Source organism: Rhodococcus sp. NPDC003318, assembly GCF_042879035.1.
Lineage (GTDB): Bacteria > Actinomycetota > Actinomycetes > Mycobacteriales > Mycobacteriaceae > Rhodococcus_G.
The window spans coordinates 164,904-178,159 of record NZ_JBIAOU010000007.1 but is presented as its reverse complement, the minus strand read 5'-3'; the positions used below and the strand labels follow the sequence as shown (position 1 = coordinate 178,159).

Below are 13,256 nucleotides of genomic sequence, written 5' to 3'. Positions count from 1 at the left end.
CTCGGCTTCCGGTCGCACCCTTGCGGCCTAAACCGACGGCCGTTAGATTTGTGGGCAGATCCGCTCGACGAGGAGTAGGGATGATCTCTTACCGCTGGTGTGGCGAGCTGACCGCGGACGACCGCGACGAGGTTCTCGGGCTGGTGCGCCGGGCTGCCGACTACGACGCCGAGGCGGGATTCTCGGCCGTCGACCCGGCTGCGGTCGACGGTCGCTCGGACGACGAGCAGCGGGTGTGGCACCTGCCGATCCGGGCCCGGCGCGACCTGAGTGCCCGACCCGACGTGCCGTGGGTGGTGGTCGCCTACCTGCACCTCGCGGTGGACACCGACGGATTCGGCGTCGGGCAGTTCGTCGTGGACCCCGACTACCGGTCGCGCGGGATCGCCACGCTTCTGGTCGAGGAGTTGGGGCTGGACACCGCGGGCGACGGCGGCTGGGCCGGAACGGGGGCGCGGGTGCTGCGGGCGTGGGCCTACGGTTCGCATCCCGCCTCCGAGCGGTTGACGTCCCGATTCGGCGTGCCCGCGGTCAGGCGACAGTGGACGCTGGTGCGCCACCTGTCGGGACCGTGGGCCGCGCCGCTCGACCCCGTGCCGACCGACGCTGCGCTGGCGGAGCCCGCCTCGGTCGAGGAGTTCGGCGGCGCGATGGACGCGGTGCTCTCCGCGACCACCATGCCGCCCCGGAATCGTGACATACTCTCGCGCGCAGCAGATTCCGGATCCACCGTGATCGCCTCCGTGGACGGTCGGCCGGCGGGTTTCGTCCGCTTCGACCCCACGCTCCACGAGCACGAAGAGCTGCGGGCGGCGTGGATCGGCGCCCTCGCCGTCGCCGATCGCGCCTCGGGCAGGGGTCTCGGGTCGGCCCTGCTGGTGTGCGCGCTCGCCGCCCTGCGTGACGCGGGTGCCCAGCTCGCGCTGATGCGCATCGACCCGGACGACGAGCGCGCCGTGCGGATGTGCCGGCTGCTCTCCTTCGAACAGGCGGAGGCGCACGCCTGCTACCAGGTCGGCAGTATGACACATGAGACGAATGACGATATCTGTAATGCGTTGACGGATGCCACGGTTGCGCGTAGCGTTTTGTGACGGCACTCACAGCGGCCGCGGGATCCCCGCCCGCACTCACCTCCCCGGACACCCGGTGGTCGATTCCCCGGTCCGATCGCGCCCCGATCGACGACGGCCCGGGTCGACACAGTCAGCGAGAGAAGGAATCCCATGAACAGGCTCGAAGGCAAGGTCGCATTCATCACCGGCGTGGCGCGCGGGCAGGGCCGCTCCCACGCCGTCCGCCTCGCCGAGGAGGGTGCGGCGATCATCGGCATGGACATCTGCGCGCAGATCCCGTCCGTGTTCTACCCGATGGCCACCGAGGAGGACCTCGCCGAGACCGAGCGTCTGGTGAAGGACGCCGGTGGCCGGATCGTCACCACGATCGGCGACGTGCGCAACCGCGAGGACGTCCAGCGCGCCTACGACGCGGGCATCGAGCAGTTCGGCCACGTCGACATCCTGGTGCCGAACGCCGGCATCATGCCCGTGATCGACCAGGGCAGCGAGCCGCAGGCATGGCACGACGCCGTCGACACCATGCTCACCGGCGTCTGGCACGTCCTCGAGGTTGCGGTGCCCGGCATGATCGAGCGCGGCGAGGGCGGATCCGTCGCGATCACCAGCTCCGCGGCAGGGCTGACCAGCATCGGGCTCAACACCTTCCCCGGCCAGGCGGGTTACTCGGCCGCCAAGCACGGCGTCGTCGGACTCATGCGGCTGTACTCGAAGCAGTTGGCCAAGAACTTCATTCGCGTCAACACCATTCATCCGACCGGCGTCAACACCCCGATGGTCGCCAACGCCGAATACGGCGCGTTCGTCAATGCGCACCCCGAGGTCGCGAACGACGACGCCTACAAGAACCCGATGCCCGTCGAGCTGATCGAGGCCGTCGACATCAGCAACGCCATCGTCTTCCTCGCGTCCGACGAGGCGCGCTACATCACCGGCGTCACCCTCCCCGTCGACGCCGGCTACAACAACCGCTGAGAGGCCACACATGACCATCACGGACACCACCGCGTCGGCCCCCACGGTCGCCGACCGCGAGCAGGTCTTCATCGGCGGCCGCTGGGTCGACTCGACCGGCGACGAGTGGATCGACCTCGTCGACCCGTGGAGCGAACAGCGCGCCGCGCGGATCCGCAGTGCCACAGCGGAAGACGTCGCGCGTGCCGTCGCCGCGGCGCGGAAGTCCTTCGACGAGGGCGCCTGGGCCGGCAAGTCGATGGCCGAACGTGCCGACGTCGTCGACGAGATCGCGAACCGGCTCGAACAGCGCACCTCGGAGCTGACCACGATCGGCGTCCTCGAGGTCGGCATTCCGGTCGCCGTCAGCGCGGGCACCCAGCAGATGACCGCCGGTCTGTTCCGCGCGGTCGCCGCCGAGGCGCGCACGTTCGAGGTCCGCGACGACCGCACCCGCGCCGACGGCGGCGTCTCCCGCATCCTCAAGGAGCCGACCGGCGTTGTCGCCGCGATCATTCCGTGGAACGGTCCGATCGGCACCATCGCCTTCAAGGTCGCGCCTGCGCTCGCCGCGGGCTGCTCGGTGATCCTCAAGGGCGCGCCGGACGCGCCGCTGTCGCCGGCCGTGTTCGCCGACGTCATCGCCGAACTCGTCGCCGAGGGCCGCATCCCCGAGGGGGTCGTCAGCGTCCTGATCGCCGACCGCGAGGTGTCCGAGACCCTGGTCACCAACCCTGACGTCGACCACATCACGTTCACCGGATCCACCGTCGCCGGCCGCCGCATCGCCTCCCTCGCGAGCGACCGGATCGCCCGCGTGTCACTGGAACTGGGCGGCAAGTCGGCCGCGATCATCCTCGACGACGCCGACCTCGACCACGTGCTGCAGTCGCTGCCGATGGGCGGCTGCATGCAGTCCGGGCAGGCGTGCATCGCGCTGACCCGCGTCCTGGTCTCCCGCACGCGGCACGACGAGGTGCTCGAGGCGCTGAAGGTCGCGTACGGCTCCCTGCCGATCGGCAACCCGTGGGAGCCCACCAACTTCCTCGGCCCCCTCGCCGGTGAACGGCACCGGGACCGCGTCGAGGGCTACATCGCCGCCGCGGTCGAGGACGGCGCGACCGTCGTCCTGGGCGGCGGCCGGCCGGAGGGCGTGGACCAGGGCTATTTCGTCGCCCCCACGCTGATCGACGGCGTGCGCAACGACATGCGGATCGCGCAGGAGGAGGTGTTCGGCCCCGTCATCTCGCTGATCACCTACGACGACGAGGACGACGCGGTCGCGATCGCGAACGACTCGATCTACGGACTCTCCGGCGCCGTGTACACCGAGGACCTGGACCGCGGCTACGCCCTCGCGCAACGCATCCGGACCGGGACGATCAGCGTCAACGGCGCCGTCATCGACTTCACCATCCCCTTCGGCGGATACAAGCAGTCCGGTCTCGGCCGGGAGGGCGGCGTCGAGGGTCTCGAGGAGTTCTTCGAGACCAAGACGGTGCACATGCCCGCACCCGCGCAGTAGGCGTCCACGACGACACGGGCGGTGCCCCGGAAAAGATTCGTTCCGGGGCATCGCCTGTGGACGTTGCGCTGCTATTTTGAAGTGGTCGCACACGTGGACGTGCGCGGGAGCCGAGGCGGATAACAGTGACCAACACCGGCGGCGTGGCCGACGACGACGGCGCGAACGTGACCACCACCATCGTGCGTCGGATCCGGCCCGGGCGGGACGACGAGTTCGCCGACTGGATTCAGAGCGGCCTCGGCCTCGCCCGGATCTTCCCCGGCTTCCTCGGTGGCGGCTGGCTCAAGGAGAGCAGCACCTCGGACGTCTGCGTCATCGTGCTGCGCTTCGAAACCCGGGTCGCCCTGGACAACTGGCTGCGCTCCGCGCTGCGCGGCGGTTGGCTGCGCACCGGTGAGAACATCGCCGAGGAACTGCCGAACGACCGCGTCACCACGGCCGTGGACCTGTTCGAACGCCCCTGACCGTCAGGCCGTCCTGGTGTCCGATCCGGCTTCGTCGCGCATGACGCCGAACAGGAAGCTGCGGACCATCTCCTCGTACAGCTTCTTCGACGTGAGCTCGTTCTCCTCGAGTGCGCGGGCCAGGGTGGGCTGCGACTCCGGGTCGACGTTCGGGAAGATCGTGGTGCGGGTGCTCGGCCCGCGCATCGCCTCGGTGAGGGCCGCGCCGAGCGAGAGTCGTTCCATGCCGTCGAGGATCTGCACGTGCAGTCGGGCGGGGACCCCGGACGCCTCGAGGAACCGGGCCGTCTCCTCGTAGGTGCCGATGAGCAGGTCGCGCGGCAGGTACTGCAGCAGGATCGGCGCCGCGTTGCGGTGCCGCAGGATCGACTGCCGGAAGCCCATCGCGATCGACACGAAGTACTCCGGCCAGTCCGGCCCCGGCTTGCGCCGCGGAATCGAGCCGGCGCCGGCGATCTGCCGCGCGACCGCCGAGAGAATCTCCGACTTGTCGGAGAAGTGGTGGTAGAGCGAGGGTGCCCGGACGCCGAGATGCTTGGCCAGCCGCGGCAGGCTGAACGCCTCGAGCCCTTCGGTGTCGATGATCTCGATGGACGCCGCGACCGCGGAGGCGCGGCTGATCAGCGGTTTCGACGGTCGGGGCATCTCGTGCTTTCCACTCGGCGCCGCCAGGCGGCGCACCTGGCCGGTCGCCCTGATCGTAACGGGTGGTCGGCCGGCTGCCCCGACCGTCGACTCACCACGCCGGGACGTCGCGATCGAGGAACTCGAGCAGACCTTCGCTGAGCACGTCGTTGTCGTCGCCGCTGACCATGTGCCCGGCACCGCCGACGTCGACCAGCCGAGACCCCGGGATCAGCTCGAGGAGGTCGCGGGCGCCCTCGGGACTGACCACGTCGGACTGAGCGCCGCGGATCAGCAGGGTCGGGACGGTGACGGCCTGCGCGGCGGCGCGCGCCTGCTCCTCGCGGACACCGGCCTGCTCCGGACTGTTCACGCGGTCGCCGAGCATCCGCGGATCCCAGTGCCAGTACCACCGGCCGTCCCGCTCTCGCAGGTTCTTGCGCAGCCCGTCCGCCCGCGGAGGCCGCTTGCGGTGCGGGTTGTAGGCCGCCACGGCTGCGGCGGCGTCCTCGAGGGTGTCGAAGCCGGCCAGGCCGTCGCGCATGAAGGTGGTGATCTTCGTGATGCCTTCCGGCTCCGCCCGCGGGGTGATGTCGACCAGGACGAGCGCCCGGGCGAGTCCCGGATTGGAGCCCTGCGCGAGCAGCGAGGCCATGCCGCCCAACGAGGCGCCCACCAGTACCGGGGGAGTGTCCAGCTTCGTCGCCACGGCGACGAGGTCGCGGGCGTGCGCGGCGATCGCGTAGTCGCCGTCGTCGGCCCAGTCGCTGTCCCCGTGCCCGCGGGCGTCGACGGCCAGTGCGCTCCAGCCGTGGTCGGCGAGCCGTTTCCCGGTGCGCTGCCACGAGTGGCGGGTCTGACCGCCGCCGTGCAGGAGCAGCACGGTGCCCAGTGCGGGACGGTCGACGGGGTCCCAGCGGTCCGCGACCAGGGTGACGCCGTCGCCCTGCAGCCGGACGGCAGTGGTGGTGTCGGTCATGGTGGGCCTTCCTCGTGGTCAGTGGCCGGACGTGCCGCCGTCGACCGCCAGGGTCGAGCCGGTGACGTACCCCGCGGCGGGGCTGGCCAGGAACACCACCGCGGCGTCGATCTCGCGCTGGGTGGCGGCGCGGCCGAGTGAGGACTCGCCGACGAACCGGGCCAGCGTCTGTGCGGGCATCTCGTCGATCATGTCGGTCTCCACGAAGCCGGGGGCGATCGCGTTGACCCGGATGCCCTTTCGTCCGGACCACTGATTCGACAGGTCGCGGGTGAGCCCGATCAGGCCGGCCTTGCTGGACGCGTACGCGGCCTGCGGCAGTATCGACTTCACCAGGCCGAGCATACTGGCCACGTTGACGATGCTCGCGCCGGGACGCATAACCCGGGCGCACGCCTGCGCGGTCCAGTAGGCGCCGAAGAGGTTGACCTCGAGCACGTTCCGGTAGTCCTCGGGGCGTTCACGGGTTGCGGGCGCCGCGTGCGTGACACCGGCGTTGTTCACCAGGACGTCGAGGCGGCCGAACTCCGCCATCGTCGCGTTCGCCAGGGCGTCGCACTGGTCCGGGTCGGTGACGTCGGTGGGTACGACCAGGCAGCGCCGCCCCACGGCCGTCACCGTCTCCGCGACCTGCTCGAGCCGGTCGCGGCGCCGGGCCGCGACCACCACGTCGGCTCCGGCCTCGGCCAGGGCCCGGGCGAAACCCGCGCCGAGGCCGCTGCCCGCCCCGGTCACGACCGCGACGGATCCGGTCAGGCGGAACAGGTCGAGCACCGATCCCGGGGAGGAAGGTGCGTCCATGTGTGTGCTCCTGTCGGTCATGCGGCTAACAACTATAGATTTAGACCCACGATGTGGCCCTGGGCAAGTGCCCTCTACGTCGCCCTTGCGTCCAATTAATCTAATTGCATAAGATTTAGTCAAGTATGGATCGAGTGAAGTGGACACAGCCGATGACCGACAACCAGACAATCCGGCGAATGCGGGTGAGCGCCAAGGAGCCGGCGGCGGACGGGGTCGTGCTCGTGACACTGACGGACCCGGACGGCGGCGAGGTGCCAGCCTGGGAGCCCGGCGCCCACCTCGACCTCGTCCTCGGCGAGGTCACCCGCCAGTACTCGCTGTGCGGCGACCCCGGCGACACGACCTCGCTGACCGTCGGTGTGCTGCGCGAGCCGAACGGACGCGGCGGTTCGGCGTACGTGCACGACAAGCTCGAGGTCGGCGACCTCATCGAGACCGGCGGTCCCCGCAACCACTTCGCGCTCGCCGAGGCGCCCTCGTACCTCTTCGTCGCCGGTGGCATCGGCATCACCCCGCTCCGCCCGATGCTGCACCGCGTCGACGAGCGCAGCGCGGCGTGGCAGCTGCTGTACGGCGGTCGCACCCGCGCGAGCATGGCCTTCGCCGACGACCTGACCGCCGCGCACCCCGATCGGGTTCTGCTGCGCCCCCAGGACGAGTACGGCATCCTCGACCTGGCCACCGCCCTGGACGCGGCCGCGCCGGGCACCGCGGTGTACTGCTGCGGCCCCGAGCCGCTGCTGCAGGCGATCGAATCCGCCTGCCGGGAACGCGATCACGTCACGCTGCACGTGGAGCGGTTCGCGCCCAAGGACATCGGCGAAACCGAGGACGGTGCCTTCGAAGTGGAGCTCGGGCGCAGCGGCGGCGTCGTCGAGGTGGCGGAGTCGGAGTCCATCATCGACGCACTGCAGCGCAGCGGCGTCGACGTCGACTTCTCCTGCCGGGAGGGCACCTGCGGGACCTGCGAGGTCGCCGTGCTCGCCGGCCGGCCCGACCACCGCGACTCCGTCCTCACCGACGACGAGCAGGCCGCGAACGACGCGATGATGATCTGCGTCTCCCGCAGCTGCACGCCCCGGCTCGTCCTCGACCTGTAGATCGTCGTCCCCGCCCCGTGAGGAGACCTCTGTGACCGTGACCGAGCCGGCCGCCCTGTACGAGGTGCGTGACCATGTCGCGATCGTGACGCTGAACCGGCCCGACGTGCTCAACGCCGTCGACGCCGCGCTGTCGGCGGCCGCCGGAGCCGCGCTGGAACGCGCCGCCGCCGACCCGGAGGTGAGGGTCGTCGTCATCACCGGTGCGGGCCGGGCCTTCTGCGCCGGCGCGGACCTGAAGGAGATCGCCGCGGGCCGAGGCGTCTACGACCCCGAGCACCGCGACCGCGACTTCGCCGGCATCGTCCGGCACTGGATCCCGAAACCGGTGATCGCCGCGGTGAACGGTTTCGCGCTCGGCGGTGGCACCGAGATCGTCCTGTCCGCGGACCTCGCCGTCATCGACGAGCGGGCGTCACTCGGTCTGCCCGAGGTCACCCGCGGCCTCATCGCCGCTGCCGGTGGCGTCCTGCGCATCCACCGGCAGGTGCCGCCGAAGGTCGCCGCCGAGATCGCGCTGACCGGACGCCCGGTGTCCGCGGCGCGCGCCTACGAGTTGGGCCTGGTCAACGCGGTCGCCCCGGCGGGCACCGCGCTGGCCGCGGCCCTCGAGCTCGCCGGGACGATCGCCGCGAACGCCCCGATCGCCGTGCAGCAGAGCAAGCGGGTGATGCACGAGAGCGCCGCCGCGAACACCGGATGGGCGCAGGAGGACTGGGCGATAAACCGCGACGCCACCCGGATCGTGATGACCAGTGAGGACGCGAAGGAGGGGCCGCGGGCGTTCGCGGCCGAACGCACCCCCCAGTGGACGGGGCGGTGACCGCGGACGCGCGTACCGACGTCCGTCCCGCCGCCGCCGCCCGAGTCCGCGGCGGACGAGTCGTTGCCGCGCTGTGCTTCTCGATGATGACCCTGGCGATCCTGCAGGCCGCTGTGGTCCCGGTGATCCCGACCATGGCGCGCCAACTCGACATCGGTCCGACCGCGGTCGGCTGGGTGCTCACCGCGAACCTGCTCGCGGCCGCGGTGACCACCCCGGTGCTCGGCCGGCTCGCCGACCAGCGCGGGGGCCGCCCGGTACTGATCGGCACGCTCGTCGTGGTGGTCATCGGCTCGGTTCTGTGCGTGCTGGCACCGTCCCTGCCGCTGCTGATCGCCGGTCGGGTGCTGCAGGGCACAGCGTTCGCGCTGTTCCCGGTCGGGGTGGCGGTGGTGCGCGCGATCCTCGACGAACGACGGCTCGCCCACGCCATCGGGCTGATGTCCGGCATCATGGCGGCCGGGGGCGGCGTCGGCATGGTCGCGGCCGGCGTGCTGGTCGCCGGCGGCGGCGAATACCGTCGGGTCTTCTGGATGCTGTTGGCGCTCAGCCTGATTGCCCTCGTCGTCACCTGGCTGGCGATCCCCGGCACCGGGCGGTCGGAGCTGGACGGCGGACGGTTCGACGCCATGGGCGCGGTGCTGCTCGCGGTCGGGCTCTGCGCGGTGCTGCTCGCGATCGCGGAGGGCGACCGGTGGGGGATCGCACCTGCGCTCCTGTCGGCGGTCGGCGGTCTCGGCTGCCTGCTCGGGTGGTATCGACACGAAAAGCAGTGCGCCACACCGCTGGTTCCGCCGCCGTCGCTGATCGGATGGGCCGTCACCCCCGCGCACGTGGCGGCGGTGCTGGTCGGCGCCGCCATGTACGTCCAGTTCCTCGGGATCGCGCAGTTCGTGCAGGTTGACGCGGACCTCGGGGGGTACGGGTTCGGTGTCACCGTGCTCGAGGCGAGCCTGCTGTTCCTGCTGCCGGGGTCGGTCGCGGGTGTGCTGTCCGCGGCGGTGAGCGGCCGGCTGATCCACCGGTTCCGCGCCGACCGGGTGCTGACGGCGATGTGTGCGGTCGGCGTTGCCGGTTTCGGTGTCCTGATCGTCGCGCACGACAAGCCCTGGCAGATGGTGGTGGCGGCGGTGGTGGTCAACGTCTTCGTGAGCGGTGCCTACGCCGCGCTGCCGTCGCTGCTCGTGGGTGCGGTGCCCGCCGCCGACACCGCCGTCGTGAACGGCGTGAACGCGATCGCGCGCATCTTCGGCAGCTCGCTGGCCAGCGCGACGATCGCGTCGCTGCTCGCCGCGACGACGGTGCCGGGTACCGACGTCGCCTCCGAATCGGCCTACGTCCTCGCGTTCTGGATCGGGGCGGCGGCGGCCGCGGGTGCGGGTGTGGTCGGGATGTCGACCCACCGCATGTCAAAGAACAAAATTTGATTGACGTCTCACAGCTCGGGGCGTAGCGTGGGTCTCGACGCGCCGGAGGTCGATCCCCGGGAAGCGACGCTGTTCACCGAATCCGGTGCACGCCAAATTCTTTCATGGTCATTCCGGACGCCGGAAGACCGGCGCCACCACTCGTCGGACCCGAGGAGCCCACATGAAACTCAACGACAAGGTCGCGATCATCACCGGCGGCGGCTCGGGACTCGGACGGCAGTCCTCCCAGCTGTTCGCCTCCGAAGGCGCGAAGATCGCGGTCGTCGACATCGATCCCGAGCGTGCGGCCGGCACCGTCAAGCTCGTGCAGGAGCGGGGCGGCACCGCGATCGACATCGTCGCCGACGTCAGCGACAAGGCACAGATGGTCGAGGCCGTCGCCCGCACCGTCGACGAGTTCGGCAAGCTCGACATCATGTTCGCCAACGCCGGCGTCGTCTCGCGCGGCGGCGTGCCGTCGGTCGCCGGCGGCGAACAGGTCGCGTTCGAGGACCTCACCGAGGACGACTGGCACCACGTGCTTGGCGTCAACCTCAGCGGCGTGATCTACTCCGCCCAGGCCGCCGTGCCGGCACTGCGCGCCAACGGCGGCGGCGTCATCCTCGCCACCTCCTCCGCGGCGTCGCTCGCCGCGTACCACAGCATCGCGCTGTACTCCGCGACGAAGGCCGGCGTCAACGGCCTGGTGCGGGGCCTGAGCCTCGACCTCGGCCGCGACGGCATCCGCGTCAACGCCATCGCCCCCACCCACGGCATGTCGCCGAACTTCCTCGCGCCCGCGGGCACCCCCGTCGTCGGGCAGTCCTACGAGGAGGTCGCCGGCCCGTGGGATCCGATCGTCTCGCCGATCCCGCTGAAGCTGAACCGTCCGCCGTCACTGATGGACAACGCCAAGGCCGCACTGTTCCTCGTCTCCGACGACTCCGCCTACATCTCCGGCGTCACGCTGCCGACCACCGACGGCGGCACCCTCGCCCGGGTCGGGATGTGGTTCGAGGAGGACCTGAACCCGACCGCCGGTTCCTAGCCCGACGATTTCGACTGGAGAAGGACGACATGGCTGCGACGATCGGATCGGCACTGCACTGGTGGGCCGAGACCAAGGGCGATCAGCGGGCGCTGATCGTCGGCGACGAGACGTTGACCTACCGGGAACTGCGGGACTGGTCGAGCCGGGTGGCGCGGCGGATCGTCGACGCCGGGATCGCGCCGGGGGAACGGGTCGGCGTCCTCGGGCCCAACTCGATCACCTGGCCGGTGCTCGCGCTCGGTGTGCTCGAGGCGGGTGCCGTTCTGGTGCCGCTGAATCCGCGGCTCAAGCCGGCCGAGCTGCGCAAGGTGCTCGACGACGCGGGTGCGGTGGCGACCATCGCCCCGGCCGAGTTCGCCGAGCAGATCCAGCAGACCCGGGCCCTCGGTGCCGAGTTCCGCACGTTCTCCTTCGACGACTTCGCCGGACTGCAGGGCGGCGACCGCGACGACTTCCGGGTCGACCGCGGCTACGAGGACCCGGTCGCCATCCTGTTCACCAGCGGGTCGACCGGTCTGTCGAAGGGTGTCGTCTGCACCAACCGGACGCTGCTCAACATCGTCTTCGAGGCCAGCCTCACCGAGGAGGGACTGCGTCCGGGTTCGACTGCGCTGCTGCTGCTTCCGCTGGTGTTCACGCCGGGACTGGTGTGGGGGCTGGTGATGTCGGTGGTGCTCGGCAACACGCTGGTGATCGAGAAGGAGCTGAAGCCGGGCCGGGCCGCGGCACTGCTCGGCGAGCATCGCGTCAACGCGCTGTTCGGGGTGCCGCTGGTGTTCGAGGCCATCTCCCGCACTCCCGAATTCGAGGCCGCCGACATGTCGTCGCTGCGCACCGCGATCGTCGGCGGTGCCGCAGTCGCGCCCGCGCTGCTGAAGGCGTGGGCCGACAAGGGCGTTGCGCTGCGGCAGATCTACGGGATGACCGAGGCCGGCGGGGTCGCCACCGCCACCACGCGGGCGGAGGCGTTCACGCACCCCGACACGTGCGGAACCGGCTCGATCTTCACCGAAATCAAGGTCGTTCGCCCCGACGGCACCGACGCAGACCCCGGAGAGGAGGGCGAGATCGTGCTCCGCGGCCCCGGCGTGACCCCGGGCTACTGGAACGACGAGGAGTCCACCGCGCAGGCGCTGCGGGACGGCTGGCTGCACAGCGGCGACCTCGGCACCCTCGACGACGGCGGGCGGGTCAAGTTCGTCGATCGGATGAAGGACCTCATCATCACCGGCGGCATCAACATCTCGCCGGTCGAGATCGAGCGGGTCATCGCCGACATCGACGGTGTCGAGGAGGTCGCGGTGATCGCCGCCGCCGACGAGCGTTTCGGCGAGACCCCGGCCGCGATCGTCACGATCAGTGGAGACGTCGACGCCGCCGCGATCGTCGAACACTGCGACCGTGTGGTCGCCGACTACAAGGTGCCCCGGTACGTCGTGATCCGCGACGAACCGTTGCCCCGACTTCCCAGCGGGAAGTTGTCGAAGACCGCGATCCGCTCCGAGTATCGTGACGTGGCAGAGCGTTTCACGAAAGTTCGGTGAACCGATGAGTGATGGAGGTGTCGTGGCAGACGATTCGGTGGTTGTCGAACGGGACGGCGAGATCGCGGTGGTGCGCCTGCACCGGCCCGACCGGCTGAACGCGTTCACCGACACGATGTGCGAACGCCTCCTCGAGGTGATGGACGAGTGCGACGCGGACGACTCGATCCGCGCGATCGTGCTGACGGGCACCGGCCGGGCGTTCTGTGCCGGTGCGGATCTCGGCGGCGGCGGGGACACGTTCGTCCTCGGCGACGACCCGGAGACCGGCGGTGCACCCGCCGACAAGGGCGGACTGGTCGCGTTGCGGTTCTACCGCTCCACCAAACCGGTGATCGCCGCGATCAACGGTCCCGCCGCGGGCGTCGGCGTGACCATGACGCTGCCCGCGGACGTGCGGATCGCATCGGACACCGCCCGATTCGGTTTCGTGTTCACCAAGCGGGGCATCGTCCCCGAGGCGTGCTCGTCGTGGTTCCTGCCGCGGGTCGTCGGGATCTCGACCGCCCTGCGCTGGACCCTGGGCGGGCGGATGGTTCCGGTGGCCGAGGCGCTCGAACACGGCCTGGTCAGTGAGGTCGTGCCCGCGGATCGGGTGCTGGAGCGGGCCGTCGAGATCGCCCGCGAGATGGTCACCGGGACGGCGCCGGTGTCGGTGGCGCTGACCCGGCACCTGATGTGGCGGATGCTCGGCGCAAACAGCCCGGAACAGGCGCACCGCGCCGATTCCCTCGCGATCTACCTGCGCGGAACGTCGGGCGATGCCCGCGAGGGCGTCGAGTCGTTCCTGGAGAAGCGGGATCCGGTGTTCCCGGACCGGGTCTCGGACGGGGTGCCCGACCTGTTCGGCGACGCCGTCGGTACGCGGCGGTAACATCGGCGAGGGGTAGGGCGCCCGGC

General features: G+C 70.7%; 13 protein-coding genes. 10 read left to right on the top strand and 3 right to left on the bottom strand.

What is annotated here, in order from left to right; all coding sequences use genetic code 11:
- The first annotated feature begins 80 nt into the window (after nucleotides 1-80).
- The 4 genes from ACFYVR_RS14280 (at nucleotide 81) to ACFYVR_RS14265 (ending at nucleotide 4,022) form a co-directional block, all read left to right on the top strand.
- The gene (locus ACFYVR_RS14280; protein ID WP_387474087.1) at nucleotides 81-1,094 is read left to right on the top strand and encodes a GNAT family N-acetyltransferase; all 1,014 of its coding nucleotides are present in this window, start codon (nucleotides 81-83) and stop codon (nucleotides 1,092-1,094) included.
- A 132-nt stretch (nucleotides 1,095-1,226) separates the two neighbouring features.
- Entirely contained in the window at nucleotides 1,227-2,051 is an 825-nt protein-coding gene (locus ACFYVR_RS14275) for a mycofactocin-coupled SDR family oxidoreductase (protein ID WP_387474085.1), read from the top strand.
- 10 nt (nucleotides 2,052-2,061) lie between these two features.
- Nucleotides 2,062-3,555: an aldehyde dehydrogenase gene (locus ACFYVR_RS14270; RefSeq protein ID WP_387474083.1), complete on the top strand. Its 1,494-nt coding sequence runs from the start codon at nucleotides 2,062-2,064 to the stop codon at nucleotides 3,553-3,555.
- Nucleotides 3,556-3,680: 125 nt separating this feature from the next.
- Nucleotides 3,681-4,022 (top strand): antibiotic biosynthesis monooxygenase, encoded by a 342-nt coding sequence (locus ACFYVR_RS14265; protein WP_387474081.1) that lies wholly within the window; start codon nucleotides 3,681-3,683, stop codon nucleotides 4,020-4,022.
- 3 nt (nucleotides 4,023-4,025) lie between these two features.
- Here ACFYVR_RS14265 and ACFYVR_RS14260 read toward each other — a convergent pair whose 3' ends face one another.
- The 3 genes from ACFYVR_RS14260 to ACFYVR_RS14250 form a co-directional block, all read right to left on the bottom strand.
- Nucleotides 4,026-4,667 (bottom strand): TetR family transcriptional regulator, encoded by a 642-nt coding sequence (locus ACFYVR_RS14260; protein WP_387474079.1) that lies wholly within the window; start codon nucleotides 4,665-4,667, stop codon nucleotides 4,026-4,028.
- Between the two features lie 91 nt (nucleotides 4,668-4,758).
- The gene (locus tag ACFYVR_RS14255) at nucleotides 4,759-5,625 is read right to left on the bottom strand and encodes an alpha/beta fold hydrolase (RefSeq protein ID WP_387474077.1); all 867 of its coding nucleotides are present in this window, start codon (nucleotides 5,623-5,625) and stop codon (nucleotides 4,759-4,761) included.
- 18 nt (nucleotides 5,626-5,643) lie between these two features.
- Nucleotides 5,644-6,426 (bottom strand): SDR family NAD(P)-dependent oxidoreductase, encoded by a 783-nt coding sequence (locus ACFYVR_RS14250; protein ID WP_387474075.1) that lies wholly within the window; start codon nucleotides 6,424-6,426, stop codon nucleotides 5,644-5,646.
- A 152-nt stretch (nucleotides 6,427-6,578) separates the two neighbouring features.
- Between ACFYVR_RS14250 and ACFYVR_RS14245 the strand changes: the two genes are divergently transcribed.
- From ACFYVR_RS14245 to ACFYVR_RS14220, 6 genes are all read left to right on the top strand, one after another.
- Nucleotides 6,579-7,529 carry a PDR/VanB family oxidoreductase gene (locus ACFYVR_RS14245; RefSeq protein WP_387474073.1) on the top strand — a complete coding sequence of 317 codons (951 nt, stop codon included), beginning with the start codon at nucleotides 6,579-6,581 and terminating at the stop codon, nucleotides 7,527-7,529.
- A gap of 31 nt (nucleotides 7,530-7,560) precedes the next feature.
- Nucleotides 7,561-8,352 carry an enoyl-CoA hydratase-related protein gene (locus ACFYVR_RS14240; protein WP_387474071.1) on the top strand — a complete coding sequence of 264 codons (792 nt, stop codon included), beginning with the start codon at nucleotides 7,561-7,563 and terminating at the stop codon, nucleotides 8,350-8,352.
- Nucleotides 8,349-9,779, top strand: coding sequence for an MFS transporter (locus ACFYVR_RS14235; protein ID WP_387474069.1), 1,431 nt, complete (start codon nucleotides 8,349-8,351; stop codon nucleotides 9,777-9,779). Before ACFYVR_RS14240 ends, ACFYVR_RS14235 begins: the two co-directional genes overlap by 4 nt.
- 163 nt (nucleotides 9,780-9,942) lie before the next feature.
- On the top strand, nucleotides 9,943-10,809 hold the full coding sequence (locus tag ACFYVR_RS14230; RefSeq protein ID WP_387474067.1) for an SDR family NAD(P)-dependent oxidoreductase: 867 nt from the start codon (nucleotides 9,943-9,945) through the stop codon (nucleotides 10,807-10,809).
- A 29-nt stretch (nucleotides 10,810-10,838) separates the two neighbouring features.
- Entirely contained in the window at nucleotides 10,839-12,356 is a 1,518-nt protein-coding gene (locus tag ACFYVR_RS14225) for a class I adenylate-forming enzyme family protein (RefSeq protein WP_387474065.1), read from the top strand.
- Between the two features lie 4 nt (nucleotides 12,357-12,360).
- Nucleotides 12,361-13,230, top strand: coding sequence for an enoyl-CoA hydratase-related protein (locus ACFYVR_RS14220; RefSeq protein WP_387474063.1), 870 nt, complete (start codon nucleotides 12,361-12,363; stop codon nucleotides 13,228-13,230).
- Nucleotides 13,231-13,256: the final 26 nt, after the last annotated feature.